General features: G+C 66.2%; 24 protein-coding genes. 14 read left to right on the top strand and 10 right to left on the bottom strand.

Annotated features, from left to right (window positions below; translation table 11 throughout):
- Positions 1 to 2: 2 nt before the first annotated feature.
- On the bottom strand, positions 3 to 590 hold the full coding sequence (locus tag RMR04_RS07100) for a cytochrome b (RefSeq protein ID WP_311913770.1): 588 nt from the start codon (positions 588 to 590) through the stop codon (positions 3 to 5).
- 270 nt (positions 591 to 860) lie between these two features.
- Here RMR04_RS07100 and ribA point away from each other — a divergent pair, with 270 nt between their 5' ends.
- The 3 genes from ribA (at position 861) to RMR04_RS07085 (ending at position 6139) form a co-directional block, all read left to right on the top strand.
- Entirely contained in the window at positions 861 to 1988 is a 1128-nt protein-coding gene (gene ribA, locus RMR04_RS07095; protein ID WP_311913769.1) for a GTP cyclohydrolase II RibA, read from the top strand.
- A 31-nt stretch (positions 1989 to 2019) separates the two neighbouring features.
- Positions 2020 to 4386 (top strand): hypothetical protein, encoded by a 2367-nt coding sequence (locus RMR04_RS07090; protein ID WP_311913767.1) that lies wholly within the window; start codon positions 2020 to 2022, stop codon positions 4384 to 4386.
- A gap of 223 nt (positions 4387 to 4609) precedes the next feature.
- The gene (locus RMR04_RS07085) at positions 4610 to 6139 is read left to right on the top strand and encodes an MFS transporter (RefSeq protein ID WP_311913766.1); all 1530 of its coding nucleotides are present in this window, start codon (positions 4610 to 4612) and stop codon (positions 6137 to 6139) included.
- A gap of 15 nt (positions 6140 to 6154) precedes the next feature.
- On the opposite strand, the gene RMR04_RS07080 is transcribed toward RMR04_RS07085, so the two are convergent.
- From RMR04_RS07080 to RMR04_RS07065, 4 genes are all read right to left on the bottom strand, one after another.
- Positions 6155 to 7015 (bottom strand): TIGR01459 family HAD-type hydrolase, encoded by an 861-nt coding sequence (locus RMR04_RS07080; protein ID WP_311913765.1) that lies wholly within the window; start codon positions 7013 to 7015, stop codon positions 6155 to 6157.
- On the bottom strand, positions 7015 to 7959 hold the full coding sequence (locus RMR04_RS07075; protein WP_311913764.1) for a sugar kinase: 945 nt from the start codon (positions 7957 to 7959) through the stop codon (positions 7015 to 7017). Before RMR04_RS07075 ends, RMR04_RS07080 begins: the two co-directional genes overlap by 1 nt.
- A 130-nt stretch (positions 7960 to 8089) precedes the next feature.
- On the bottom strand, positions 8090 to 9346 hold the full coding sequence (locus tag RMR04_RS07070) for a coiled-coil domain-containing protein (protein WP_311913763.1): 1257 nt from the start codon (positions 9344 to 9346) through the stop codon (positions 8090 to 8092).
- A 100-nt stretch (positions 9347 to 9446) separates the two neighbouring features.
- The gene (locus RMR04_RS07065) at positions 9447 to 10037 is read right to left on the bottom strand and encodes a DUF1134 domain-containing protein (protein WP_199578991.1); all 591 of its coding nucleotides are present in this window, start codon (positions 10035 to 10037) and stop codon (positions 9447 to 9449) included.
- Between the two features lie 278 nt (positions 10038 to 10315).
- Here RMR04_RS07065 and RMR04_RS07060 point away from each other — a divergent pair, with 278 nt between their 5' ends.
- Positions 10316 to 10900, top strand: coding sequence for a YHS domain-containing (seleno)protein (locus RMR04_RS07060; protein WP_311913760.1), 585 nt, complete (start codon positions 10316 to 10318; stop codon positions 10898 to 10900).
- A 296-nt stretch (positions 10901 to 11196) separates the two neighbouring features.
- Here RMR04_RS07060 and RMR04_RS07055 read toward each other — a convergent pair whose 3' ends face one another.
- Complete coding sequence (locus RMR04_RS07055; RefSeq protein ID WP_311913759.1) at positions 11197 to 12036, bottom strand: 3'(2'),5'-bisphosphate nucleotidase CysQ family protein; 840 nt, start codon at positions 12034 to 12036, stop codon at positions 11197 to 11199.
- A 131-nt stretch (positions 12037 to 12167) separates the two neighbouring features.
- Between RMR04_RS07055 and chpT the strand changes: the two genes are divergently transcribed.
- The 6 genes from chpT to RMR04_RS07025 all read left to right on the top strand — a co-directional run bounded on the left by chpT (position 12168) and on the right by RMR04_RS07025 (position 18510).
- Positions 12168 to 12809, top strand: coding sequence for a histidine phosphotransferase ChpT (gene chpT / locus RMR04_RS07050; RefSeq protein ID WP_311913758.1), 642 nt, complete (start codon positions 12168 to 12170; stop codon positions 12807 to 12809).
- A 98-nt stretch (positions 12810 to 12907) separates the two neighbouring features.
- Positions 12908 to 15529 carry a hybrid sensor histidine kinase/response regulator gene (locus RMR04_RS07045; RefSeq protein WP_311913757.1) on the top strand — a complete coding sequence of 874 codons (2622 nt, stop codon included), beginning with the start codon at positions 12908 to 12910 and terminating at the stop codon, positions 15527 to 15529.
- Positions 15526 to 16038 carry a chemotaxis protein CheW gene (locus tag RMR04_RS07040; RefSeq protein WP_311913756.1) on the top strand — a complete coding sequence of 171 codons (513 nt, stop codon included), beginning with the start codon at positions 15526 to 15528 and terminating at the stop codon, positions 16036 to 16038. The genes RMR04_RS07045 and RMR04_RS07040 overlap by 4 nt, the downstream gene beginning before the upstream one ends.
- A gap of 30 nt (positions 16039 to 16068) precedes the next feature.
- Positions 16069 to 16434 carry a response regulator gene (locus RMR04_RS07035; protein WP_043237911.1) on the top strand — a complete coding sequence of 122 codons (366 nt, stop codon included), beginning with the start codon at positions 16069 to 16071 and terminating at the stop codon, positions 16432 to 16434.
- 76 nt (positions 16435 to 16510) lie between these two features.
- The gene (cheB, locus tag RMR04_RS07030) at positions 16511 to 17623 is read left to right on the top strand and encodes a chemotaxis-specific protein-glutamate methyltransferase CheB (protein ID WP_311913753.1); all 1113 of its coding nucleotides are present in this window, start codon (positions 16511 to 16513) and stop codon (positions 17621 to 17623) included.
- Entirely contained in the window at positions 17620 to 18510 is an 891-nt protein-coding gene (locus tag RMR04_RS07025; RefSeq protein WP_311913752.1) for a CheR family methyltransferase, read from the top strand. The genes cheB and RMR04_RS07025 overlap by 4 nt, the downstream gene beginning before the upstream one ends.
- A gap of 202 nt (positions 18511 to 18712) precedes the next feature.
- On the opposite strand, the gene ctrA is transcribed toward RMR04_RS07025, so the two are convergent.
- Entirely contained in the window at positions 18713 to 19414 is a 702-nt protein-coding gene (gene ctrA, locus RMR04_RS07020) for a response regulator transcription factor CtrA (RefSeq protein ID WP_069692841.1), read from the bottom strand.
- 342 nt (positions 19415 to 19756) lie between these two features.
- Between ctrA and fliI the strand changes: the two genes are divergently transcribed.
- Both fliI and RMR04_RS07010 read left to right on the top strand, forming a co-directional pair.
- Positions 19757 to 21097 carry a flagellar protein export ATPase FliI gene (gene fliI / locus RMR04_RS07015; RefSeq protein ID WP_311913751.1) on the top strand — a complete coding sequence of 447 codons (1341 nt, stop codon included), beginning with the start codon at positions 19757 to 19759 and terminating at the stop codon, positions 21095 to 21097.
- A 143-nt stretch (positions 21098 to 21240) separates the two neighbouring features.
- Complete coding sequence (locus RMR04_RS07010; RefSeq protein ID WP_311913749.1) at positions 21241 to 21594, top strand: DUF1304 domain-containing protein; 354 nt, start codon at positions 21241 to 21243, stop codon at positions 21592 to 21594.
- A gap of 16 nt (positions 21595 to 21610) precedes the next feature.
- On the opposite strand, the gene RMR04_RS07005 is transcribed toward RMR04_RS07010, so the two are convergent.
- Positions 21611 to 22141: an MFS transporter gene (locus tag RMR04_RS07005; RefSeq protein WP_311913747.1), complete on the bottom strand. Its 531-nt coding sequence runs from the start codon at positions 22139 to 22141 to the stop codon at positions 21611 to 21613.
- A 32-nt stretch (positions 22142 to 22173) separates the two neighbouring features.
- Entirely contained in the window at positions 22174 to 22830 is a 657-nt protein-coding gene (locus RMR04_RS07000) for an MFS transporter (protein ID WP_311913746.1), read from the bottom strand.
- A 238-nt stretch (positions 22831 to 23068) separates the two neighbouring features.
- On the opposite strand from RMR04_RS07000, the gene fliJ reads away from it, so the two are divergent.
- Complete coding sequence (gene fliJ, locus RMR04_RS06995) at positions 23069 to 23479, top strand: flagellar export protein FliJ (RefSeq protein WP_092167381.1); 411 nt, start codon at positions 23069 to 23071, stop codon at positions 23477 to 23479.
- Between the two features lie 180 nt (positions 23480 to 23659).
- On the opposite strand, the gene RMR04_RS06990 is transcribed toward fliJ, so the two are convergent.
- The gene (locus RMR04_RS06990) at positions 23660 to 24274 is read right to left on the bottom strand and encodes a GNAT family N-acetyltransferase (protein WP_311913744.1); all 615 of its coding nucleotides are present in this window, start codon (positions 24272 to 24274) and stop codon (positions 23660 to 23662) included.
- Between the two features lie 408 nt (positions 24275 to 24682).
- Here RMR04_RS06990 and RMR04_RS06985 point away from each other — a divergent pair, with 408 nt between their 5' ends.
- Positions 24683 to 25762, top strand: a complete 1080-nt coding sequence (locus RMR04_RS06985) for a lysylphosphatidylglycerol synthase transmembrane domain-containing protein (protein WP_311913743.1) — start codon at positions 24683 to 24685, stop codon at positions 25760 to 25762.
- Positions 25763 to 25765: the final 3 nt, after the last annotated feature.

The raw sequence follows: 25765 nt of genomic DNA, 5'->3' as shown, positions 1-25765 counted from the left end.
CGTTACGTCTTCAGCCTCGGCAGCATCCGCCTGAGCACGCCGTCTTTCAGGATCAAGTAGTGGAACAGCGCCGCCCCGATATGCGCGCCGACCAGCAGCGCGACCAGAATGGCGAGCCAACCGTGCAGCCCGAGCACGCGTTCGGCCAGCGCTTGATCGGGCTTGGCTAGCGCCGGCAGGTCGAACAGGCCGAAGAGCGTCAGCGACGGATAGAGCGAGACGCCGATCCAGCCGAGCAGCGGTACGATCAACAGCATCCCATAGAGCAGCCAGTGCACCAGATGCGAAGCCGCCCTCTGCCACCAGAGCAGGCTGGGTTCGTCCGGCGGGGCGCCGCGCAGCAGCCGGTAGGCGAGCCGCCCGGCGACGAGCCAGATCAGCAGGAAGCCGAGCAGCTTATGCGTGCTGAACAGGGCGTCGGTCAGCCCGTCCCAGATATCCAGCGTGTTTCCCCGATAGGTCATGGCGAAACCGAGCGGCAGCATAACGAACACGGCCGCAGCCGTAGCCCAATGGAAATGGCGCGCGGCTGCACTATATGGTGGCGGTGGCGCAGCCATGGTCGCGAACGGGTCGTGATCTTGCGTCATGCAACTCTCCAGGCCGGGTCGATGCCTTCGCATTCATCTCATGTTCAATCTCGCAACCCTATACGCAACGTCATGGGCAACGTCATCGGCGACGTCTTGGGATTGGATGGCTGCGGGGTCGGGCGACGAGATAATGCCGGCGGCGGGAACTCCCATCGCAGTCGGCGGGTTTGGTGAGACGGCCATGCGGTCGCATCCGTATCGACCTTTCACCCGTAGAAGCTACACTCCACTGCCGACCACCGGCGCAATCTGACGGATACAATCCCGATGCCCAAGTCGCGTACGCTCTTCGGACGCCCCCATGAGACGAGCCTGGTGGCCGTCGATCGCGCGATCTCGGAATTCCGCGCCGGCCGCCCCGTGCTGCTGCGCGCCGGCGAGCGTCTGGCCTTGGCCCTCTCCGCCGAACTTGCCGACGCCGTGCTGGTCCAGCGCCTCGACGAGCTTGCGAAGGGCCATGCCCATCTCGTCCTGAGCGCTGCGCGGCTACGCCGCCTGGGCGCGAAGGGCCGCAGTGAAACCGGCGTGCTCGCGATGCCCCGGATCGATCTGGAGCGCATAGAGACGCTCGCCCTCAAGACCGACGGCAAGGTCGATGCGCCGGTCGCTCCCGCCTCCGAGGTCGACAATGTCGCGCTCGAACTCGCTCGCCTGGCGCTCGTGCTGCCGGCGGTCATCCTCGTGCCGGTCAGCCCGGAGGCCGTCTCCGGCGAACCGTTGATCGAGGTTTCGACCGAGGCCGTGAACGCCTATCGCGCGGCGCAGGCAGCCTCGCTGACCATCGTCGGCCGTGCGCCCGTGCCGCTGGAGGGCGCGCCCGAAACCGAATTCGTCGTGTTCCGCGGCGGCGAAGGCCTGCGCGACCAGGTCGCGATCATCGTCGGCAAGCCCGATTTGTCCGAGGCGGTCCCTGTGCGGCTGCATTCGGCCTGCCTCACCGGCGACCTGTTCGGCTCGCTGAAATGCGATTGCGGCGACCAGCTCCGCGAAACCGTCCAGTGGATGGCGCAGAACGATGGTGGCATCCTGCTCTATCTCGACCAGGAGGGCCGTGGGAACGGTATCTCCAACAAGATGCGCGCCTACAAGCTGCAGAGCCAGGGCTGGGACACCTATGACGCCGACGAGGTGCTCGGCTTCGACCTCGACCAGCGCCATTACGATTTCGCCGCGACGATGCTGAAGCAACTCGGCGTGACCCGGGTCACTGCCCTGACCAACAACCCGCTCAAGGTCGGCGCCATCAAGGCGGCGGGGCTCGAGGTCGCAGCGACCCAGCGCGTGCTCGGCCGCCCCAATATCCACAATGTCCGCTATCTCGCCTCCAAGCGCGATCGTGCCGGCCACATCATCGACATGGACGCGCTGATGGCGCGGGCCGCGCCGAAGGATTGATCGCGGCCACAACTCCGGGCAGAGTCGACCGATGTCCGAGCCCGCGCTCGACCACGCCCCGCTTCCCCGCGCACGCTGGCCGCTTGCCAGCGTGTTTTGCATCGTGGCGCTGGCCTGGTTCGCCCTGTCCTGGCCTTGGCTCTCCGGCGCCGTCACAATTCCCTGGGACGCCAAGGCGCATTTCCATCCGCAGCTCCAATTCCTGGCGAGCGCCTGGCACAAGGGGCTCTCGCCGTTCTGGACGCCTTATGTCTTTTCCGGTTCGCCGCAGGTCGCCGATCCGCAATCGCTGATCTTCTCGCCCTCCTTCGCCCTGATCGCGGCGCTGAACCCGACGCCTGATTTCCGCTGGAGCGACGGCGCCGTGCTCGGCACGCTGCTGGCGGGCGCCTTCGCCATCATCCTCCTGTTCCGGGACCGCGACTGGCACCCGGCGGGTGCGGTCGTCGCCGCGCTCGCCTTCGCCTTCGGGGCCTCGGCGGCCTGGCGCATCCAGCATGTCGGGCAGGTGCTGAGCCTCGGCTATTTCGCGATCACGCTGCTGCTGGTCGCGCGTGCGCTGGAACGCGGCTCGGCGCTTTACGGCTTCGCGGCAGGCGTCATGGCCGGCTTCATGGTGCTGGGGCGCGACCAGGTCGCGCTGATCGGCGTCTATGTGCTGGTCGGGCTCGTTGTCGCGGCGATCGCCATGGCGCGCCATCCCTGGCGGGCGCTACGCGCGAGCCTGTGGCCGCTCATGGCCGGCGTCCTCGGCGCAGCCCTGGTCGCGACCGTGCCGATCCTGCTGACTGCCTTCTTCGCCCAGGAATCCAACCGGCCCGAGATCGATCTGATCGGAGCGGGCAAGGGCTCGCTGCATCCAGCCGCGCTGCTCACCGCCCTCTTCGCCAACCTCTACGGTGCGGCCGGCCCGCTGGAGAATTTCTGGGGCGCGCCGAGCCCGGCCTTCGAGGCGCGCTTCGGCCCGCTCGATCTCTATCTCGCACGCAATATGAGCCAGCTCTATCTCGGCCTCCTGCCGATGCTGCTGATCCTCACCGTGGGGATCGTGCGCGGGGCGCTGCTGCGGCGTGAAATCGTCGCGTTGAGCGCTGCCGCCGCGATCGTGCTGATCTATGCGCTCGGGCGCTACACGCCGGGCTTCCGCCTGCTGTTCGAACTGCCGGGTGTCGATTTCTACCGGCGTCCGGCCGATGCTCTGTTCATTCTCGGCGCGCTTCTCGCACTGCTCGGCGGCTATCTCACCCATCTCGTCATGACCGACACTGCGCCGCGCGGCCGGCCCTGGCACTATGCCATTGAGGCCGCGATTGTCCTTGGCGCGCTTGGCCTTGCGTTCTGGTTGGCCTGGACGGTCGGCCGGCTGCCCGTTGCCGCCATGCCGCTGCTGATCGCGCTGCTTTGCGCCGTGCTCAGCCTGGGCGCGCTGGTTGCTGCGCGCGGCTTGAGCCTGCGCGGCTCGGGGCTGGCGGCGGCGATCGTGCTGGCCGCGGCGCTGACCGTCGATCTCTCCGTCAATAACGGCCCCAGCGAATCGACCGCCCTGCCCTCGCAGAGCTATGAGGTGTTGCGCGCCGACAGCAAGAACGAGACGATCGCCCTGCTCAAGCGCGAGACCGCCCGCACCGCCGCGCCCGACCGGCGCGACCGCATCGAACTCGCCGGCATCGGCTTCCACTGGCCCAATGCCAGCCTCGTCCACGAGCTCGACAACACGCTGGGCTACAACCCGCTCAGGCTTGGCCTCTACAGCAAGGCGACCGGGGCCGAGGACCACGTCGCCCTGCCCGAGCAGCGCCAATTTTCCCCGCTGATGCCGGGCTATCGCTCGCTGCTCGCCGACATGCTGGGCTTGCGCTTCATCGCCACCGGCGTGCCCGTCGAGCAGATCGACAAGAACCTGAAGCCCGGCGACCTCACCCAGATCGCCCGGACCAAGGACGCCTATATCTATGAGAACCCGCGCGCGCTGCCGCGCGTGCTGCTCGTCACCCAGGCACAGAAGGCGGATTTCGACGCGATCCTGACGAGCGGGCAATGGCCGCAGGGCTTCGATCCGAAGACGACCGTGCTGCTCGACCGCGCTCCGCCCCCGGTCCCGACCGGCCCGGCCCAGCCCGGCTCGGTCATCATCACCGATTACGGCACCACCGAGGTGTCGCTGAGAGTCGATGCGCCGCGCGGCGGCTTCGTCGTGCTCAACGATGTCTGGCACCATTGGTGGCAGGTCGAGATCGACGGCAAGCCGGCCGAACTGCTGCGCGCCAATGTGCTGTTCCGTGCCGTCGCGGTGCCGCCCGGCCGCTCGACGGTGCGCTTCGTGTTCGGGCCGTTCGAAGGCCTGTTCGAGGATATCGGCAAGCGGCTGCGCGCGGAGCGGACAAAGCTACAGGGGTGAAGAGATAGGCTCCATGCGCCTGCCCGAAGCGCCATCCTTCCGGGAATTGCTGCACCGGGCCTATCAGGCCGAACCGCTCGCCTCACTATGAAGATTGCGCTTCGCGTTCAGGCCTGCTCGAAGACGCGCTGGCGGTCTCAGCCGATATAGCGCCTCCTGCCAGCTTCGGCCGCACGTCCGTGGCAAGAGGCTCGCCCCCGGAAAGAACGGCTGCGAGAGAATGATGACTTCGGCACCCCCGCCGCAGGGCGGCAGAAAGGCGACGCGCCGCGAATGGCTTGGCCTGATCGCGATCGCCCTGCCCTGCATGATCTACTCGATGGATCTGACGGTGCTGAACCTCGCAGTGCCGACGCTGACGCGCGAGCTGAAACCCAGCGCGAGCCAGCTGCTCTGGATCATCGATATTTACGGCTTCATGGTCGCGGGCTTCCTGATGACCATGGGCACGCTCGGCGACCGCATCGGCCGCCGCCGCTTGCTGATGCTCGGCGCCGCGTTCTTCGGCCTGGCCTCGACCGTCGCCGCCTTCTCGAACAGCGTCGAAATGCTGATCACGATGCGCGCCGTGCTCGGCATCGCCGGCGCGACGCTCGCTCCCTCCACGCTCTCGCTCATCGCCGTGATGTTCGAAGACGAGAAGGAGCGCACCTTCGCGATATCGATGTGGATCGCGAGCTTCTCCGCCGGGGCCATCATCGGCCCGGTCGTCGGCGGTTTGCTGATCGAGTATCTCTGGTGGGGCTCGGTGTTCCTCATCGCCGTGCCGCCGATGCTCCTGCTGCTGGTCATCGGCCCCGTCCTGCTGCCGGAATACCGGGCGCCGAATGCCGGACGCATCGATATCCTCAGCGCGCTGCTCTCGCTGGCCGCGGTGCTCGCGCTGATCTACGGCATCAAGCACTGGGCCGAAGCCGGTTTCGGGCCGCTGGCCGCGACGGCGATCCTGGCAGGGCTCGGTCTCGCCTTGGCCTTCCTGCGGCGGCAGACAGGGCTGGCCGACCCGATGGTCGACCTCGCCATGTTCCGCATCCCCGCCTTCAGGGCCGCGCTGGCGATCAACCTCGCCAGCATCCTGTTCATGTTCGGCAGCTTCATCTTCCTGGCGCAGTATTTCCAGCTCGTCGCCGGCCTGACGCCGCTGCAGGCAGGCCTCTGGTCCTTGCCCTCGGCGATAGCCTTCACGCTCGCCTCCTTCGTGACGCCCGCGCTCGCCGCCCGCTGCAAGCCCGCGACGCTGATGGCGAGCGGCCTGGCGGTCTCCGCGCTTGGCTTCATCTGGCTCGTCTTCGCGCCGAATCTCGTCCAGATCGTCGCGGCATCGGTGGTCTTCTCGGTCGGCTTCACACCGGTGATCACCCTGACGACCGGTATCGTCGTCGGTTCCGCACCTCCGGAACGGACGGGTGCGGCCTCCGCCATGTCGGAGACCAGCGCGGAGCTCGGCGGCGCGCTCGGCATCGCGGTGCTCGGCAGCCTAGGCGCCGCGCTCTATCGCAGCCGCATGGCGGATGTCGTGGTGCCCGGCCTCAGCGCAGACGCGCTCGCGCCGGCTCGGGCGACGCTGGGCGGGGCGCTGGCGCTTGCGGCCACGCTTTCCCCCGAGCAAGCCGGGCCGGTTCTGGCGCAAGCGAGCGCAGCCTTCATGGCGGGCTTCCGCGCATCGGCCATCCTGTCGGTCGCTGGCATGCTGTTTTGCATCGCCGTCACGCTGACAGTGCTGCGCGACGCCCGTCCGGGCGAGCCGCACTAGAGGCGAGAGGCAGGTTCAGGCCAGCGCGCCCATTGCCGCCTTTGGCTGGATCGGCAACCCGGCGAGAACCTCGGCAAGCCCGGCAGAATCGACCTCGCCGCCGCGCATCGTCTCGTCGCGGTGGATGCCTCCGGCGATGAACAGGCTGTCGAAGCCCATCAATCGTGCCCCGGCAAGGTCGGTGCGAACCGCATCGCCGATGACGAGCACCTTGGCGGGGTCGACCGCACGACCGCCACGCGCTGCACGGGCGGCCTCCAGCGCGAGGTCATAGGCCGGCCGATACGGCTTGCCGGCCCAGGCGACTTGGCCGCCGAGCTCCTCATAGATCGTCGCCAGCGCACCGGCACAGGGCAGGAGATCCTCGCCGACATGGACGACGAGATCGGGATTGCCGCAGATGAAGGGCACGCCGCGCGCGGCAAAGCGCGCGAGCTGCGGGCGGTACTGCTCCGGCGTCTCGGTACGGTAATCATTGAGCTCGGTGGCAACGACGAGATCGGCCTCGTCCTCCCCGACCAGGACGATGTCGGCGCCTTCGAAAATCGAGCGATCGTCATGCCAGCCGATATGAAAGACCTTATGGTGATGGCTCCCAGCGATCAGCGCCTTCGTCACGTCGCCCGAGGTGACCAGCCGGTCCCAGGCTTGGCGCGGCACGCGCTTCTTGTCGAGCACGCCGGCGACCTGCTCCGAGGGGCCGGGCGCGTTCGAGAGCAGCACCACCGCCCCGCCTGCCTCGCGGAAGCGGGTCAAGGCGTCGCAGGCCGGCTCCAGCGCCCAGACGCCGTCATGAACCACGCCCCAGACATCGCTGATCAGCACATCGTAGCGGGCGAGCAGCGTGCCCGCTTCGGTCAAAACCGGAACGCTCATCACCGCGCCACCTTCGCCTCGAGCGCCATCCGCGCCTCGACATCGGCGCGGCGGGGTAGCGGCGCGACCGCACCATAGCCCTGCGTAGAAAGCGCAGCGGCGACATTGGCATAAGCGCCGGCGGCGAAGGCGTCGCCGGTGCGGATATATTCCGACAGGAACGCGCCGTCATAGCAGTCGCCCGCTCCGGTCGCGTCGATGGCCTCGACCTTGATCGGCACCAAACGCTCGCGGCGGACAGGCGTCGCCACCAGCGAACCCTCATGGCCCAGCGTCAGCGCCACCACCCTTGCGCCAAGACCGAGATAGAAATCGACGATGGCGTCGGGAGAATTCAAGCCAGTGAGCTGGGTCGCATCGTCCAGCCCCGGCAGCACGATGTCGGACATCGCACAGGCGGCGTGGATGATCGCGCGCGCCCGCGTCAGCGGCCAGAGCTTGAGGCGCAGATTGGTGTCGTAGGCGGTCAGCACGCCGGCCTCGCGCGCGGTCGCGAAGGCCTCGAACACCGCATCGCAGGCGCTCGCCGAAATCGCCTGGCTGATGCCCGAGGCCTGGACGATGCGCGCGGAACGGATCAGGTCGCGCGGCAGATCGCGCGGCCCGTAGAGGCTCGCGGCGGAGCCCGCCCGCAGATAGGAGAAAACATGGCCGCTCGGCCCATGATCGACAAAATAGAGCCCGGTCGGCGCGCTTGGATGCGTCGAAACATGGCGATCATCGACACCCTCGCGCTGCCACAGCCCACGCAGGGAGCGGCCGGCGCTGTCATCGCCCAACGCCCCCGCATAAGCGACCGAAGCGCCCTGGCGGGCGGCCGCGACCGCGCAGTTGGAGGTGTCGCCACCATGGCCGAACTGGAAGGCGCCGGCCTCGCCGCGCGTCGCGTTGAACTCGCCCAGCGGTTCGCCGATGCAAAGCAGATCGATCTTGGGTTCGGTCACGGCAGAAACCATTTCAGACAGATGTCTCGCAGGGATGCGCGGGCGCGCTTTCCTAGAGCAGGATGCGAAAAAGTGGAAACCGGTTTTCGAGGCCAGGCCTTACGAAGTGATGTGGGGACCGTTGCCGGATCTATTCGGCGGCTTCCTGCTTCGGCCGCCTAGTCTTCAAGCGTCCAGCGACTTTCATGATGTCACGCCGGAGCGCGGTCTTGCCGCCGGCCGGCGCCACCGTTGGAGACACCGGCGCAGCCGGCTGCGTGTTCCCGCGCTTCGGGACGCCTCGCTCGGTCCGCGCCTGCATCAGCGCGCCCTGCAAGGTCTGGATCTCGGCATGGAGCGTCTCAAGGCGCTGCTCGCGCTCGCGCAGATGCCCGCGCATGGCCTCATTTTCCTGCCTGAGCTTATGGTCGGCTTCGAGCCTCGTTGCCTTCAGCTCCTCGGCAAGTTGCTCGGCCGCCTCGCGCGCCTGCATCTGCAAAGCGAGCGCCTCGGCCTCATGCTTCAGCAAATCCTGGATGCGGCGGGTCTCAACTGTGGCCGCAGCGCTCGCAGCATCCGCCGCCGCCAGCCCGGCTTCAGCTTGAGCCGCGCGCGTAGACAGAGCGTCGGCGCGCAGCCTTTCGCTGTCGCGATCAACGGTCATCGCCGAGAGCGCGGTCTTGGCCACAACGAGCCCCTGCTCGGCTGCCGCAAGACGGCTGGACAGGTCGAAGGATTGGCCTTCCAGCACCAGCATCTGCGTCCGATGCTTGAGCTGCGAGGCTTGCAGCACATCGCTCTCCGCCCGCAGCGCGGCGAGTTCCGCATCGCGCTCGCTCAGCAGCGCCTGAACTCGGTCCGAGGTCGCGCGCTGCTGGTCGAGCTCCGGGCCGCGCGCAGATAGATCGGCGCTCGTGCCGGTCAGCGCCATGCGCGCCTCGGCGAGGCTGTGCTCGAGGGCTGCGAGATCCGCGACGCGCTTGTCCAGCAGCTTGCCCGTCTCCGCATGGCTCGCGGTCTCGGCGGCGAGCCTGCCTTGCGTCTCCGCGAGCTTGCCGCGCGTCGCGGTCAGATCCGCGTCGAGATCGGTGATCCGCGCCTCGCCGGCGCGCAGATCGCGTTCGAGCTGGCCGATCGTCATGTCGCGCCGGCCGATATCCTGCATTGCCGCCGCCTTGGCGGCAAAGCCACGCTCGGCCTGCTGCTCCAGCCCGCGCGCGCGCAAGGCGAGTTCCGCCCGCAAATGGTCGCGGTCGGCAGCGATCTCAGCAAGCGACAGGGGAAACGCCGCCTCGGCCCGCTTGCGCGCCAGCCTGTCGGCGCGGCGCGCCAAGGCCGGAACCGCCGCCAACGCCAAGAGCGTCGCCGACAGAAAGCCGAGCATCACGAGCATGACCGCTTCGATCAAGACCTGCCGCTCCGCATCTGGACATGATCAGACACGTGAAACTGCCACGCCGGCCGCATCATGACCAGCGCTTCGACAGAACCCTCTCAGCAGAAGCCTCTCAGAAGGGGTTCCAGGTCGCCTGGGGCGTAAACTTCAGATAGCCGAGATTGACGCCCAGGCGCCAACCGATGCCCGTACGGATCGGCACCAGCGTCACGTTCTCGGCCGCCATGGCGGTGAAGCCGAAGCCGCCGATGAAATAGGCCGAGCCGTCGACGCCGACGAAACGCTGATAGAGCGCCTCGACCGCCGGCAGATTATAGACGAGCATCATCGTGCGGGCGCCCTCACCGCCGAAGTCGAAGCCCACGGACGGCCCCTGCCAGAACACCTTCCGGTCTCCGGCATTGCGGGTGAACAGCGTACCCTCGCCATAGCGCAACCCGCCGACGAAGGCGCCGGAGGCCTCCTGGCCCAGCACATAGCCATTGGGCTCGCCCCAGCGCCGCACAGCCTCTTCGATCGTCAAGGCAAGGCCGCGCGAGACGTTTCCGAAGAATTGATGACCGGAGCCGACGAGCTCGTTTTGCGAGAACGACCGGCTCTGGCTGTAGTTCTGCTGGGCGAGGGCGGGAGCGGACTGCATCGCCAAGCCGGCGCTCGCAAGCGCGAGCCCTCCGGCGACGAAGCTGCGGCGTGTCTTTATCATCGAGATCATCTCCGGGCTGGGCGCCAGTTCGTGAATTCAAACCGACCGGAAGACCGTGGAGCCCGCAGTGAAGTCGACTGCAGATCCGTGCCGATCCCCCTGTCGGAGGGGAGCTCTGGACCGCGCAGAAACGCGCGGTTTTCGAACGCGAAGCATGACACCGCGCAAATACGCACCATTTCGGTAACGGGTTTGATACCTCGCAAGTGTATCCAACCCGTGAAGATTCCGGCGCGCTACGGCTCACCGAAGAACTGACATCCAAAGGATTTGACGTGATGAAGGCCGTAACATGGCAGCGCTGGATCACGATTGCGGTCGGCGCGCTCGTGCTTGCCATCGCGGTTCAGCCGGTCCTGGCCACGCAGCCGCTCGCTTCCGCGCCAAGTCTTTCCTCTGCACAAAGTCTTTCCTCCCAGGATTCGGTCATGCCCGGCCTGCCCTCGGGCCTGCCACAGCTGCCACGCCTGGGCGAGACGATGCAGCGCGACACGCCCTCCGGCTTCGCGCTCCACGGCTATGACCCCGTCGCCTATCAACTGCTGGCGCGCGCGACGCCGGGTCGCCCGGACTACGAACTCGTCCATGGCGGCGTGGTCTGGCGCTTTGCCTCCGCCGCCAATCGTGAGGCGTTCCGCGACGCGCCTGATGTCTATGAGCCGGCCTTCGCCGGCTTCGACGCCACGGGCGTCGCCGATGGCCGGGCAGTCGAGAGCGACCCGCACCTGTTCGCCGTGATCAATTCGCGGCTCTATTTGTTCCGGACCGGGGAAAACCGCCGGCGCTTCCTCAACAACGCCGCACTGTTCCAGCTCGCCGAAGCGCAGTGGAGGGATGTCTACGGGACCATCGCGAGGTATTAGAGGCTGTTATGAGCCATGGGGTCGATTTGACGCTGGCGATTTTGCGCGAATGCCAGGAGTTCGAGGACGCAAAGAGTTCGAGGACGCAAACCTTCCGGCTTGCTACGAAGAACGACGCCGCAGTCGCGCAAAAGCGCCGCGCCCTGCGGGTGAGGTGAAAACGGCGGAGCTGCAGCGTCGCATCGCTTGCCGATACCGAGGGTATCGCCTGCGCAATGCTCCTCCCATCTCCGCCGTTTTGACCTCATCACATCGGCCCCATGGCTCATAACAGCCTCTAATTCCGGCGCTCCCGATCAGCCGCGGGAGCCGTCCGCCACCGAGATTGCGCGACGTGCGAGCGCTTCGCTGCTGGCCGCCACGAAGGGCGGATTGCGGAACTGCCGCTCGCTTGCGCCATAGCGCGGCAAAGCCCCATCCAGCATCAGCACACTACCTCCCGCGGCCTTCAGGATCGCGTCTCCGGCCGCGATGTCCCATTCCATCGTCTGGCCGGCGCGCACATGCAGATCGGCCTCGCCCGAGGCGATGAGCCCGAACTTGACCGCCGACGACATCGGCATCGTGGCGCGCGATCCCATAGCCACCGCGACCTTGTCGCTGAGCTCGTCGCCATGGAAACGGCTGACCAGGGTGACTGGCCCATCGGGCGGGAGCGGCCGGACATGGATGGGCTCGGGCTCACCCAGCGCCGCCCCGTCCGATGCCAGGCGCTGCGCGAAGGCGCCCTCGCCGGCAAACCAAAGCCGCCCGAGCCGCGGGGCCGCGATCGCGCCCGCGACCGGCCGTCCATCACGGATGATGGCGATCGCCACGCAATAGCTGTCGCCATTCGCCAGGAATTCGCGCGTGCCGTCCAGCGGATCGAGCAGGATGAAGACCGGCGCGGGCGCAACGGCGTCGGCGCTTTCCTCGCTGATCACCGGGAAACCGGGCAGCAGGCGCGCAAGCGCGCTCTTGGCAGCGTGGTCGGCAGCGAGATCGGCCGAGCAGACCGGCGACCCGTCGGCTTTGACCTTGACGTCGCGCGCCATGCGCATCGTCAGCAGCACCGCCGCGCTCAGGCACGCGGCTTCCGCGAGCCGGCGCGCCAGGTCGTTGCAGTCGCAAAGACGGGGGTCGTCCTGGCCGATCATCGTCCCGAAGGCCCCTTCGACAAGAAAATCAGGGTTAACCACATGCAAACCAAGATGGCACCATATCTTTGTATTAATGGCGCCGCGTTATCACCGCGCGCTCCGCACCGTCGATCGCAGGACACCAAGCCATGACCGCCATTTCGCTCGAGCCGCTAGACCTGGCCGCGCTCCTCTGCAGCCGCGTCTGCCATGACGTGATCAGCCCGGTCGGCGCCATTGTCAACGCGCTCGAGGTTCTGGAGGAAGACGATCCCTCCATGCGTGATTTCGCGTTGGACCTGATCAAGAAGAGCGCCCGCAGCGCTTCGGCGCGCTTGCAATTCGCCCGCCTCGCCTTCGGAGCGGCCGGTTCAGCCGGCGCGATGATCGACCTCGGCGACGCCGGCAATGTCGCCAACGGCTTCCTCAACGATGACAAGCTCTCGCTCGACTGGGAGGCGCCACGCGCCTTGCTGCCGAAGAACCAGGTCAAGCTGCTCCTCAACCTGCTCATTCTGGCGACCCATGCGGTACCGCGCGGCGGCAAACTGGTCTCCCGCGCCACGATCGACGGCGAGCAGGGCCGCTTCGTCATCACCGCCACGGGCTCGCATGCGCGCATTCCCAACCATGTCGAGGATCTGATCGCGGGCCATTCCGAGACCGGCACGATCGACGCTCATGCCGTCCAGCCGCTCTATACCGGCATGGTCGCCCGCGCCGCCGGCATGGCGATCAGCTTCGCCATCGAGGCCGACACGGTCAGCATCATCGCGCAAAAGGCTGATTGAGCGCCGAATCATTGCGCCGCAGGTTCAATTGAAACCGATCATAAACCCTTCTCCTGCTTAGATCGCCCGGTATTGTTGCGTGGGTGATGGTCTTCGGCATGGATGATCTGCTGCAAGAGTTCCTGAGCGAGACCGGCGAGAACATCGACACGGTCGATCGGGAACTCGTACGTTTCGAGCAGGAGCCGAACAACCGCGAGATCCTGCGCAACATCTTCCGCCTGGTGCACACGGTGAAGGGCACTTGCGGCTTCATCGGCCTGCCCCGGCTGGAAGCGCTGACCCATGCGGCCGAGTCGGTGATCGGCCAGTTCCGGGACGGCGCGACCGTCAGCGCCATCGCCGTCACCGCCATTCTCGAAACCATCGACCGCATCAAGGAAATCCTCGCCGAGCTCGCCGAGAAGGGCCAGGAACCCGTCGGCAATGACGAGGCGCTGATCACGGAACTCTTGGCCCTGGCCGATCAGGCGAAGGCCGAATTAGCCCATCTGCCGCCGGAGAGCGGCGAGCCGAGCGACCCCGTCGCCGCCTATCTCACCCGCCATGGCTCGCATCTGAGCGAGGACGAGCTCGACCTCGTCTTCCGCAGCGCGCCAGGGCCGGAGCGCGGTCGGGACGGGCGCATCGAGGCGCCGGCCACGGCGAAGGCAGCGGACGAGGCCGCGCCGCGCGAGAGCCGCCCCGGCAACTCCGCGACGCTGCGCGTCAATGTCGACACCATCGAGCATCTGATGACGATGGTGTCGGAGCTCGTTTTGACCCGCAACCAGCTTCTGGAGATCTCACGCAAGCAGGAGGATGTCGGCCTCAAGGCGCCGCTGCAGCGGCTCTCGCTGATCACGGCGGAGCTGCAGGACGGCGTCATGAAGACGCGCATGCAGCCGATCGGCAACGCCTGGTCGAAGCTGCCGCGCATCGTGCGCGATCTCGGCGCTGAGCTTGGCAAGCGCATCGAACTGGTGATGGAGGGCACCGATACCGAGCTCGACCGCCAGATCCTCGACCTGATCAAGGATCCGCTCACCCATATGGTCCGCAACTGCGCCGACCATGCCATCGAATCGCGGGACGAGCGGCTCGCGGCGGGCAAGCCCGAATACGGCACCATCCGTCTCGCAGCCTATCACGAGGGCGGCTCGGTGACGATCGCGATCTCCGATGACGGGCGCGGCCTCGACATCGCGCGCATCCGGCGCAAGGCCTTGCAGCAGGGCCTCGCCCAGGAGGCCGAGATCGAGCGCATGAGCGACGCGCAGATCAGCCGCTTCATCTTCCACCCCGGATTCTCGACGGCGGAGAGCGTGACGGCGGTCTCGGGCCGCGGCGTCGGCATGGATGTCGTCAAGGTCAATGTCGACGCCATCGGCGGCATCATCGACGTCGCCAGCACGCCCGGCGTCGGCACCACCATCACCATCAAGATCCCGCTGACGCTGGCGATCGTCTCCGCCCTCATCGTCGTGGCCGGCAAGCAGCGCTTCGCCATTCCGCAGATCGTGGTGCGCGAGCTCGTCCGGGTGAAGGCAGGCGCGGACCATCGTGTCGAGCAGATCAACGGTGCGCCGGTGCTGCGCCTGCGCGACCGCCTGCTGCCGATTATCGCCCTGTCAGCCCTGATGGGGGCAGCCGGCGCGCCGACCGATGACGGCTTCATCGTGGTGACGCAGATCGGCGAGCGCCAGTTCGGGATCCTGGTCGACGGTGTCTTCCACACCGAGGAAATCGTCGTCAAACCGATGTCGACGAAACTGCGGCATATCCCGCTATTCTCCGGGAACACGATCCTCGGCGATGGCGCCGTGGTGCTGATCGTCGATCCCAACGGCATCGCCCGGCTCGTCGGCGCAGCCGCGACCGTCGATGCGCTGCGTGTCGAGGCGCCGGCGCAAGCCCAGTCGCCCACCGCCGAGAAGACGACGATGCTGGTGTTCCGCGCCGGGCTCGAAGGCGTCAAGGCGGTGCCGCTCTCGCTGGTGACCCGACTCGAGGAGGTCGACGCCAGCGAATTCCAGCATAGCGGCGGCCGCGTCCTCCTGCATTACCGCAACCGGCTGATGCCGATCATTCCGGTCGGCGAGGCCGCGATCCGCGCGGAGGGACTGCAGCCGCTCGTCATCATCTCCGACGGAGAACTGATCCTGGGACTCGCGGTCGATGCGATCGTCGACATCGTCGATGAGGTGCTCGATGTCGAGATCGCCTCGATGATCGACCGCGGCGTGATCGGCTCGGCCATCATTCGCGGCCGCGCCACCGACATCCTCGACCTCGCCCACTACCTGCCGAAGGACGACCCGGGCTGGCTGAGCGGCCGACGCTCGGACGCGCGGCCGATCGATGCAGCGCAGATCCTGCTGGTCGAGCCCTCCGACTTCCTGCGCGAGATGCTGAGCCCCGTGTTGAAAGCCTCGGGGCGGCAGATCGCCTTCGCCTCCGATTTCGAGACCGCGACACGGCTGGCCGCGCACGAGGCGATGACCTGCGTGCTGATCGACCTCGACCGCACCCCGGACGCCGCCTACGCCTTCGCCGCGGCGCTGCGCGCTTCCGAAAGCGGCGACCGCCTCCGGATTCTCGGCCTGACCTCGCTTGCCACCCCGGAATTGCATATGCGCGCGGCACAGGTGCGGCTCGACGAGGTCATCGCGAAATTCGATCGCCGCGCCTTGCTGAGCGAGCTGGCGGAATACAAATCCGGCATGAGGCAGGCCGCATGAGCAAGTACGAAGCCAATGCGCCCGCACCCGGCGCCACCTCTGCGGCTGCAGCTTTCGGCGAATCGCTCGACTATGTCACCGTCACCGTCGGCGAGCAGCTGCTCGGGCTGCCGATCGGACGCGTCCACGACGTCTTCATCGCCAACCACATCACGACCGTCCCGCGCGCGCCCTCCGAGATCGTCGGCCTTTTGAACCTGCGCGGGCGTGTCGTCACCGCCATTTGCCTGCGCCGGCGTCTCGGCCACCCGGTCGCAGCCACCCGCTATGACGAGGCCTGCGAACTCGTCGCGGTCGGGATCGACCTCGGCGGCGAGGCCTATGCGCTCATCGTCGATGCGGTCGGAGAGGTGATGCGCCTCGACCAATCCACCTTCGAACCCGTTCCCGTGCATCTCGATGCCAGTTGGTCCGCGCTTGCGGCCGGCGTGCATCGTCTCGACGAGCGTCTTCTCGTCGTCCTCGATGTCGATGCCGTCCTGAAGCTTGATTTGCCGGTGGCCGCCTGAGGCGTCGCCCTACGATTTTTGGAGAAAATCATGAAATATTGTCTTGTCGTCGATGACTCCGCCGTGATCCGCAAAGTCGCCCGCCGCATTCTGGAAGGCCTGCAGTTCCGCATCGCCGAGGCCGAGGATGGCGCGCGCGCCATCGACGCCTGCAAGGGCGAGATGCCGGACGCCGTCCTGCTCGACTGGAACATGCCGATCATGGACGGCTACGATTTTCTGCGCACATTGCGGCAAATGCCGGGGGGCAAGCGGCCCAAGGTCGTGTTCTGCACCACCGAGAACGACATCGCCCATATTGCACGGGCCATGCATGCCGGCGCCGACGAATACATCATGAAGCCCTTCGACAAGGAAATCGTCGCTTCGAAGTTCCATCAAGTAGGCCTGCTGTGAGCCATAGCGCGGCGAGTTCCCTCGCCGCTGCCTGCTGCCTCTACGACCTGTGGCAAGTCCGCCGGAGGCGCGACACATGACGAGTCTCTCACCAGCGAGCGCATCGGCGCAGCGACCCAAGACGGTCGTGATCGCTGACGATTCCGTCGTCGTGCGCGGTCTCTTCGCGCGCTGGCTCGGCGAGAGCGGGCAGTTCCATGTCGTCGCGGTCGCTGGCGACGGCGAAACCGCGGTGGCCCATGCCGGGCGCTTCCACCCTGACGTGATGGTGCTCGACCTCGACATGCCCGGCCTCGGCGGAGCCGAAGCCCTGCCCCAGATCCTCAGGGAAAGCCCCCATACCGGCGTATTGCTCGCCACCACGCTGACCGAGCGCAACGCCCGCATCGCGCTGGAATGCATGACCAAAGGCGCGATGGATGTGCTGTCCAAGCCGGACAGCCGCGGCGGCATGACGCTGTCGCTCGATTTCCGCAGCGAATTCCTGCTCAAGCTCAGCAACATCGCGCAGTCACCGACCCGCGCGGGAGCGCTGCCACCGGAGATCGACCTCGATTTCGCCCCAGTCGGGCCGGTGAACCTGCGCAATCTCGTCTCGGTGATGCCGCGCTATCTGATGATCGGCGCCTCCACCGGAGGCCCCCGCGCCGTCGCCAAGGTGCTCTCCGACATCGGCGACGCGTTGAATGACCTGACGACCCTGGTCGTCCAGCACATGCCGCCGCTCTTCACCGCCTCCTTCGCCGAGCAAGTCAGCGCCCAGATCGGCATGCCGGCGCGCGAACCCTATGACGGCGAGCGCCTTTCGCGCGGCACGATCTATGTCGCGCCCGGAGGCCGGCATCTCGGCATCGACCGCAAGCTCGGCCATCTCGTCGCCAGTATCAGCGACGCGCCGCCGGTACGCTTCTGCCGGCCAGCCGTGGATGTTCTCTTCACCGAGGGCGCGCGCCATCTCGGTCCCGCGGCGCTCGGCCTCGTACTCACCGGCATGGGCAGCGACGGGACGGAGGGCGCCGGCGCATTGCGACGAGCCGGCGCTGCCGTCATCGCCCAGGACGAATTGTCGAGCACGATCTGGGGCATGCCGGGCTCCGTGGTGCGGGCGCGGCATGCCAGCGCCGTGATCCCGCTCGACGGTATCGGCAGCGCGATCCGCGATCTGCTGCGTGGGGGCAAACCCTCATGACCGAGGCGGATTTCGACTTCCTGCGCGCCCTGCTGCATGTGCGCTCCGGCCTCTCATTGAGTCAGGACAAGCGCTATCTCGCCGAAAGCCGCCTCGGCATGCTCTGCCGCCGCAGCAGCATCGACGGTTTGAGTACGCTCGTGCAGGCGCTGCGCCCGGGCACCGATCTCTTGCTCGAGAACGCCGTCATCGAGGCGATGACGACCAACGAGACGCTGTTCTTTCGAGACCGGACGCCGTTCGATCTGTTCCGTGACGTGATCCTGCCGGAAAAGCTCACCGCCAACGCGGCCAGCCGGACGCTGCGCATCTGGTGCGCGGCGGTCTCGACCGGCCAGGAAGCCTATTCGCTCGCCATGATCCTCGACGAGCTGGCCGCCCGGCTCGTTGGCTGGAAGGTCGAGATACTCGGTACCGACATCTCCTCGGAGGTGCTGGAGAAGGCGCGGGCCGGCATCTATAGCCAGTTCGAAGTGCAACGCGGCCTGCCGATCCAGATGCTGCTGCGGCATTTCCGGCAGGATGGCGACAAATGGCAGGTGTCCGAGCGCATCCGCGCCATGGTCGAGTTGAAACCCCATAATCTGCTGCTGCCGAACAGCCATTTCGGGCAGTTCGACATCATCTTCTGCCGCAACGTGCTGATCTACTTCGACGTACCGACCAAGGCCAAGGTGATGGCGGCGCTTGCCCAGCGCTTGACGGCGGACGGCGTCTTCGTGCTCGGCGCCGCCGAAACCGTCATCGGCATCACCACGACGATCGTGCCCGACAAAAGCCATCGCGGTCTTTATCGCGAAAGCCGCTCGAGCAATGCGCAAAGCGCCGGCCTCGGCCTGCCCTTCGACCGGACGAGGACGCCAACGCTGAGCAGCATCCGCGGTTGAGGCCGCTCTCGTCGGTGCGCAATGCTCTAAGCTTTTAGAAGCGCCGCGCAGTCGCTGACTAAAACCGGGGTTCGCCCAAACAAAAACCCCGCCTCTCGGCGGGGTCCCCGTCGACCTGTCGTGTACATCCGACGATCAGGCCAAGGGCGTTTTGGCATCCGTTCATGACCGCCCTATGACGAGCGGAACGGGCCAGCGCATCTCAGGCCGGGATGCGCTCCTCGACGTCCATCGGCTCGCGCAGCACATAGCCGCGGCCCCAGACGGTCTCGATGTAGTTCTTGCCGTCCGACGCATTGGCGAGCTTCTTGCGGAGCTTGCAGATAAACACGTCGATGATCTTGAGTTCGGGCTCGTCCATACCGCCATAGAGATGGTTCAGGAACATCTCCTTGGTCAGCGTCGTGCCCTTGCGGAGCGAGAGCAGCTCCAGCATCTGGTATTCCTTGCCGGTGAGGTGGACGCGCGCGGCATCGACTTCCACGGTCTTGGTGTCGAGATTGACCACGAGGTCGCCCGTCGTGATGACCGACTGGGCATGGCCCTTCGAGCGGCGCACGATGGCGTGGATCCGGGCGACGAGCTCGTCCTTGTGGAAGGGCTTGGTCAGATAGTCGTCGGCGCCGAAGCCGAGACCCTTCACCTTATCCTCAATGCCGGCGAGGCCGGACAGAATCAGGATGGGCGTCTTCACCTTGGCGACACGCAGAGAGCGCAGAACCTCGTATCCCGACATGTCGGGCAGGTTCAGGTCGAGCAGGATGATGTCGTAGTCGTAGAGCTTGCCGAGATCGACGCCTTCCTCACCGAGATCGGTGGTGTAGACGTTGAAGCTCTCCGATTTGAGCATCAGCTCGATGCTTTGAGCGGTTGCGCTATCGTCCTCGATCAGCAGAACCCGCATGTCACGTCCCCAATTCCGCCCGCAGGCAAGCTGATCGTTCTTCTCATCCGGGCCCCCGCGGCCCAGGACGATGACGTGCTTGCCTGATGAAACGCCACGCGACACGCTACGGAGAAATGGTTAACAAACCGTGATTCCCGAGCGCAAGCGCTTCTTGGGAGAAAGTGAACGATCCTTGTCGAGGTGAGTCGAATTTGACACGGATCGTGGAGCCTTCACCCGCGAAATCGCCTTTCGCGGAGACCAGCGTCGCCGAACAGGGCTGAATCGCCCTGCGAAACGCCGCAGCCTCGAAACACAGTGTTAATCACACAGGTAAATGAAAGGTTGACGGAAGCAGTTATGAACAGCGCCTCGCGCGGCCCAGACCGGCTTTCCAACCTCGCCGCCGTCATTGGCGGCCTCGACAGCGTCACGGTTTACGGCCGTGTCACCGCCGTCCGGGGATTGCTCGTCGAGATTTCGGGGCCGATCGGCGCGATGAGCCTGGGCGGCCGCGTCCAGATCGAGATCGCGCCGGGTGTCCGCGTGCCCTGCGAGGTCATCGGCTTCTCCGGAGAAAAGGCGCTGGTGATGCCCTATGGCGGGCTCGACGGCGTGCGCCGCGGCTGCCCTGCCTATGTCGACAAGGCGCAGCCCGGCATCAGACCAACCTCCGCCTGGCTCGGCCGCGTCGTCGATGCGCTCGGCCGCCCCGTCGATGGCGGCCCGCCCTTGCCCGAGGGCGAAAGGCTCTGCACCTTCCGCAACGATCCGCCGCCCGCTCATTCCAGGCGCCGCGTAGGCAAGCCGCTCGATCTCGGCGTGCGTGCGCTCAACGCCTTCCTGACCTGCTGCCTCGGCCAGCGCATGGGCATCTTCGCCGGCTCGGGTGTCGGCAAGTCGGTGCTGCTCTCGATGCTGGCGCGCTACGCCCGGGCCGACGTCAACATCATCGGCCTCGTCGGCGAGCGCGGCCGCGAAGTGCAGGAGTTCCTGCAGGACGATCTTGGCCCCTCCGGTCTCGCGCGCTCGGTCGTGGTCGTCGCGACCTCGGACGAGCCCGCCTTGATGCGCAAGCAGGCGGCCATGACCACGCTGACGCTCGCCGAATATTTCCGCGATCAGGGCAAGCAGGTGATGTGCCTGATGGATTCGGTCACGCGCTTTGCCATGGCGATGCGCGAGATCGGCCTCGCCGCCGGCGAGCCGCCCACGACCAAGGGCTATACGCCAACCGTCTTCGCCGAATTGCCGCGCCTGCTCGAGCGCGCCGGGCCGGGCATCGGGGACGGCGCCATCACCGGCCTGTTCACCGTGCTCGTCGATGGCGGCGACCATGACGAGCCGGTGGCGGACGCGGTGCGCGGCATCCTCGACGGCCATATCGTGATGGAGCGCTCGATCGCCGAGCGTGGGCGCTATCCGGCGATCAACATCCTGAAATCGGTCTCGCGCACCATGCCGCGTTCCTGCGACCCGGCTTTCTATCCGGTGGTGCAGAAAGCGCGCGCGACGCTCGCGACCTATGCCGATATGGAGGAACTGATTCGGCTCGGCGCCTATCGCCAGGGCGCATCGGCCGAAGTCGACGAGGCGATCCGCCTCAACCCGGCGCTGGAAGGCTTTCTCAAGCAGGCCAAGGACGAAGCGACCTCCCTGCCCGAATGCTACGCCATGCTGTCGGCTATCATGAACGGTTGAGGCGGAGGATACGCCCGTGCTTGCAACGAGCACAGGCGGCTTTCTGAACAGGGGCTTCTGGGGAAGGATCCGGCCGACCGCTTGCTGAATCGGCGCGAATGGACGTTCACTGCTGCCGATCCGCCCTGACTGGAGCCAGCCCGATGACAGCGACCATCCTGATCTGCGTCGTCGCGCTGATCCATGCCTATATCGTCATGCTCGAAATGGTGTGGTGGGACACCCCGCGCGGCCGCAAGGCATTCGGCACCACGGCGGAATTCTCGGCCCAGAGCAAGACGCTCGCCGCCAATCAGGGCCTCTATAACGGTTTCCTGGTCGCAGGGCTGGTCTGGGGTCTGTGGCTCGGCGAGGCTGGTTTCGCGATCAAAACCTTCTTCCTCGCCTGCGTGATCGTCGCAGGCCTCTATGGCGCGGCGACCGCCAGCCGCAAGATCCTCTACATCCAGGCCGCGCCCGCCGCCCTGGCCTTGCTGGCGCTGCTGTTCAGGATCTGAAGCAGGCCTCAAGCGTCTAGGCGCCTCTCAGCAGGCGCACCAGCCACAGCATCGCCAGAAAGCCGACGAGCTGGATCGCCGCCGAGGCGACCAGCGTGGCGCGGTTGCCCAGCGTCTCGATCATCACCGCAAACAGCAGGGGCGCCACGGCAAAGGCGATGTTCTGTGGCACCGCGAGCTTGCCCAGCATCGCCCCGAAACCCTGGCGGCCGAACAGCGCCAGCGGCAACGTCGCGCGTGCGACCGAGATCACCCCCATCGCAGCGCTGAAGCAGATGACGAAGCTGGCCGCGGTCACCGCTGAGCCTGGCCCGAATGCCATGATCAGGCAGGCGAGCGGCCCCAGCGCAAGCCCGCCCAACGCCACGCGCTCGACCGGGAAACGCTCGCCCGCGACCGCATCGACCAGGCGCGCCAAAAGCGTCGCCGGGCCGCCCAAGGAGGCGATACCGACCGCGCTCGCCTGGCTCAGGCCCGAGCTCTGCAGCAAAGCGATGAGATTCAGGGGCAAGCCCCAGGAGACGAGCCCGCTGGCGGAAAAGATCAAGGCAAGCAACCAGAAGGTTGCCCGGCGCTGCGTCAGGGGGCGCTGCCCACATCATCCGTCTTCACCGGCCCGACCACCGCCTCTCCGGTCGACGAGCGATGATAGGCCGGGATGGCGAAATGGATCGGCAGCACGATGACGATCTGCATCGCCGCGAAGATCAGCCAGGCGACGCGCCAGCCATAGGCCTGCGACAGGAAGGCGGCGAGCGGCCAGAACACGCTCGAGGAGAACCCGGTCACCAGCATCATCAGACCAAGCGCCCGGCGCGTGCGCTCGCCCATGACCTGGGCCACGGTGACGTTGCCGACATTGGCCAGCGTCATCGCATGGCCGATGCCGATGACGAACCAGCTCGCGAGATAGCTGACCGGCCCCTGCGCCAGGGCGAGCGTCGCCAGGCCGAGCCCGCAGATCACTGCGCCGACGCACATCGAGCGGCGCGTGCCATGCACATCGAGATGCTTGCCCATGGCTGGCGCCACGAACGCCCCGGTGAGCAGCAGGATGGTGACACCGCTGAAGACGAGCTCGGGCCCGAGCCCCATTTCGCGATCGAGATAGCCCACCAGCACGGACGGTGCGTAATAGGTCGAACCCCAACCGATGATGCGGGTCAGAGCCAGGCCGCAGAGCAGCGGTCCATGCCCGGACGGGCGCGAGGAGGCGGACAGGAAGGGGGCAGCCAAGAGAGCGTTTCCGTCGACGGCGAGGGCGATGCCCCACTCTGTTGCGAAACGCTTAGCTGAAGCATGTCAGGAGCGGCAGAGCCCGCGACGCGGCCTCAACATGCATGCAAAGCAACCGATTTCGGTAAGGAACGGTCAACCTCCTTGCCCCATTGTGCTTTTTGTCTCGCGGATAGAGTTCCGGTTGCGTGTCGAGGGGTCGGCGCGCGACCAAGTGTAATCAGGAGTTGGACACGACATGAAGTCGCGAGAGACCCTTTTGCGTCTCAAACGCTTCCAGGTGGACGAAAAGCGTCGCCGGGTTAGCCAGATTGAGATGATGATCGCCGAGTTTCATCGGATGGCGACCGATCTGGATCGCGAGATCCAGAGCGAAGAAACCCGGGCCGGAATTTCCGATCCGGCGCATTTCGCCTACCCGACCTATGCCAAAGCGGCTCTCGGCCGCCGCGACAACCTGCGCCAGTCGGCCGACAACCTGAAGGGTCAGCTCGACGAGGCCAAGGCCGAATTGCAGGAAGCCTTCGAGGACATGAAGAAGGTCGAGATCCTCGACGATCGCGAACGCGCCACCGAGCGTGCCGCCGAGGCGGCCCGCGACCAGGCGATGATGGACTCGATTGGACTGCGCGCCCGCGCCGGCGCCTAGAACAATTTCCGATCCGATTGGATCGTTCAATTGCTCTCGGTCTTTGTTTTAACACGTTTTCTTCACGCGAAGCGGTAGCCACTTCGCTCGAAAACGCTCTCGAAGCCCGCAACGATCAGCCCTCATTCCGGCGAGAGGTGAGCATGGCTCGCTCTCGCCGGAATGAGGGCTTCGTTCGTTTCAGGCGATGACCGGATGATGCGGTACGCTATCGCGCCGCATATGGCCGTGCAGCCGCGGATCGTCATCGACCTCGACGCTGCGCTTGAACACGGTGAAGCCGGAGCGCTGATAGAACTCCGGCGCACCCTGGTGGTCCAGCGTGCAGGTGTGCACCCAGAAGCGGCCGATCGGCTTTGCCCAGGCCTTGGCGAGGGCACGGTTCATCAGCCAGCGCCCGGCGCCGCGCCCGATCACGCTCTCATCGAGGCCAAAAAAGGCCAGCTCACCTTCGCCCGGCACGCGGAAATCCAGTTCGAGCAAGCCGACATCGCGGCCATCATGCCGGACGGCGAAAAACTCCACGGCTGGATCGGCCAGGATCGCCTGGAGCTCCGCCACCGGCTTGACCAGCCGGCTGAACCACATCCAGCGCTCGCCTAGCACACGGTAGATCGCGAGATAGCGGGCGACATCCTCGCGCCCGATCGAATCGAGTGCGAACCCCTCCATGCCGGGTGGGTCGGAGCGTGGCGGCGGGGCCTCGAACATTTCGAGCGAGGTGACGATGGCGGCGATCTTGCCCGGCGGCAGGTCGGTGATGCCGGTCAGGTTGATGGAAAGGCTTTCGGACATGCTGGCTTCTTGATGCGACGCGGCGGGATGGGCACTGCCGCGATCATGACATGATCGCGGCGGCAGGGTCGGGGGATTTCGCCCGCGACACAAGAGCCATCCCATGATCGACACATGAGCCGAGCGCTGGAGCAGGATGCGAAAAAGTGGGAACCGGTTTTTCGCATCCTGCTCTAACTCCTTGATGAGAGACGGATTCAGATTTCAGATGGGGTCACTGCGTGATTCCATCTGAAATCATCCGGCTCTAGCGCCCAGTCTGTTCCCCAAGGGGCATCCAGCCATGCGCCGCTTGCCCTCGCGGGCGACCGCTGGCAGAGAAGACGCAAGCCTCCGGCTCGCATCTTTCCCGCATGTGCGAGCAATGGCGTATCTATGGCTTTTCGTCTCCTCGCAGCCGCGGGTCCCATGAAAAAGTATCTCGACTATCTCTGGCCGATCATCGGGCTTGTCGCGGTCGTCTGGTCGGTCGACCTGCTCTGGGAGAAGCTCAAGACCGAGGCCGGCACCGACGCCGCGATCCAGGCCTTGCTGGAGCAGGGCAACCTCTGGGACAACATCAAGATCGTCGCGAGCCGCATCGGCCAGAAGATCGCGGTGATCCCTTCCGACGCCTTCCTGCATGCCGCGCTCGCCACTCTCGTCGCCTATGCCGCGCTCGCCTGGTACGATCGCATCGCGCTCATCCATATCGGCAAGGAGAAGGGCATCTCCTGGCCCTATATCTCGCTGTGCTCCTTCGTCACCTATGCGCTGTCCCATAATATCGGCGCGTCGGTCTTCTCCGGCGGCATGGTGCGGTTCCGGGCCTATACGGCCAAGGGGCTGACGGCCGCCGACGTCGCCGTGCTGGTGGCGCTGTGCTCTTTCACCTTCGCCTTCGGCACGATCCTGCTGCTCGGGCTCGTCCTGGTGATCGAGCCGGAAATCCTGCGCCCCCTGACACGGCTCTCGACGCGCTTCGCGATCGGCGATCAGACGGCACGATTGATCGGCTTCGGCATGCTCGGCTTCGTCGTGCTCTACACGATCGGCTCCTGGCTGAAGTTCAAGCCGTTCAAGATCGGAAAGTTCGAACTGATCTATCCGCGCCTGCCGATCGTCGCGCGCCAATATCTGGCGGCTCCGCTGGAGCTCGCCGGTGCGGCCGGCATCATCTATTTCGCCCTGCCCGACCAGGGCAATCCGGGCTTCATGATCGTTCTGGGCGCCTTCCTGCTCTCCTTCTCGGCCGGGCTGCTGAGCCAGGTGCCGGGCGGCGTCGGCGTGATGGAGGCGGTCTTCCTCGCTGTGATGCCGGGCGTGCCGGCGCCGGCCGTCTTCGCCGCGCTTTTGATCTGGCGGCTGTTCTACCTCATTCTTCCACTGGTCATATCGCTGCCGGTGGTGCTTGCCTTCGAGCGCTCCCAACTCAAGAAACACAAGCTGACGGTCGCCGTCGCGCAGGCCGACGCCAAGGCCCGAAGCGCCGACCCGCCAATCGTTTGAAGA

It is taken from the genome of Bosea sp. 685, from assembly GCF_031884435.1.
GTDB lineage: Bacteria > Pseudomonadota > Alphaproteobacteria > Rhizobiales > Beijerinckiaceae > Allobosea.
Note: the sequence above shows the minus strand (reverse complement) of the source record. Positions and strands in the feature narration are given on the sequence as shown.

What these genes read in the sequence shown, in the direction of transcription:
- RMR04_RS07035 (WP_043237911.1), top strand. Translation starts at nt 16,069, where the DNA reads ATGAAATATTGTCTTGTCGTCGATGACTCCGCCGTGATCCGCAAAGTC.
- RMR04_RS07010 (WP_311913749.1), top strand. Translation starts at nt 21,241, where the DNA reads ATGACAGCGACCATCCTGATCTGCGTCGTCGCGCTGATCCATGCCTAT.
- ribA (WP_311913769.1), top strand. Translation starts at nt 861, where the DNA reads ATGCCCAAGTCGCGTACGCTCTTCGGACGCCCCCATGAGACGAGCCTG.
- RMR04_RS07040 (WP_311913756.1), top strand. Translation starts at nt 15,526, where the DNA reads ATGAGCAAGTACGAAGCCAATGCGCCCGCACCCGGCGCCACCTCTGCG.
- RMR04_RS07065 (WP_199578991.1), bottom strand. Translation starts at nt 10,037, where the DNA reads ATGATAAAGACACGCCGCAGCTTCGTCGCCGGAGGGCTCGCGCTTGCG.
- RMR04_RS06985 (WP_311913743.1), top strand. Translation starts at nt 24,683, where the DNA reads ATGAAAAAGTATCTCGACTATCTCTGGCCGATCATCGGGCTTGTCGCG.
- RMR04_RS07085 (WP_311913766.1), top strand. Translation starts at nt 4,610, where the DNA reads ATGACTTCGGCACCCCCGCCGCAGGGCGGCAGAAAGGCGACGCGCCGC.
- RMR04_RS07055 (WP_311913759.1), bottom strand. Translation starts at nt 12,036, where the DNA reads ATGATCGGCCAGGACGACCCCCGTCTTTGCGACTGCAACGACCTGGCG.
- RMR04_RS07080 (WP_311913765.1), bottom strand. Translation starts at nt 7,015, where the DNA reads ATGAGCGTTCCGGTTTTGACCGAAGCGGGCACGCTGCTCGCCCGCTAC.
- RMR04_RS07060 (WP_311913760.1), top strand. Translation starts at nt 10,316, where the DNA reads ATGAAGGCCGTAACATGGCAGCGCTGGATCACGATTGCGGTCGGCGCG.
- RMR04_RS06990 (WP_311913744.1), bottom strand. Translation starts at nt 24,274, where the DNA reads ATGTCCGAAAGCCTTTCCATCAACCTGACCGGCATCACCGACCTGCCG.
- RMR04_RS07045 (WP_311913757.1), top strand. Translation starts at nt 12,908, where the DNA reads ATGGATGATCTGCTGCAAGAGTTCCTGAGCGAGACCGGCGAGAACATC.
- fliJ (WP_092167381.1), top strand. Translation starts at nt 23,069, where the DNA reads ATGAAGTCGCGAGAGACCCTTTTGCGTCTCAAACGCTTCCAGGTGGAC.
- chpT (WP_311913758.1), top strand. Translation starts at nt 12,168, where the DNA reads ATGACCGCCATTTCGCTCGAGCCGCTAGACCTGGCCGCGCTCCTCTGC.
- RMR04_RS07090 (WP_311913767.1), top strand. Translation starts at nt 2,020, where the DNA reads ATGTCCGAGCCCGCGCTCGACCACGCCCCGCTTCCCCGCGCACGCTGG.
- fliI (WP_311913751.1), top strand. Translation starts at nt 19,757, where the DNA reads ATGAACAGCGCCTCGCGCGGCCCAGACCGGCTTTCCAACCTCGCCGCC.
- RMR04_RS07025 (WP_311913752.1), top strand. Translation starts at nt 17,620, where the DNA reads ATGACCGAGGCGGATTTCGACTTCCTGCGCGCCCTGCTGCATGTGCGC.
- RMR04_RS07100 (WP_311913770.1), bottom strand. Translation starts at nt 590, where the DNA reads ATGACGCAAGATCACGACCCGTTCGCGACCATGGCTGCGCCACCGCCA.
- ctrA (WP_069692841.1), bottom strand. Translation starts at nt 19,414, where the DNA reads ATGCGGGTTCTGCTGATCGAGGACGATAGCGCAACCGCTCAAAGCATC.
- cheB (WP_311913753.1), top strand. Translation starts at nt 16,511, where the DNA reads ATGACGAGTCTCTCACCAGCGAGCGCATCGGCGCAGCGACCCAAGACG.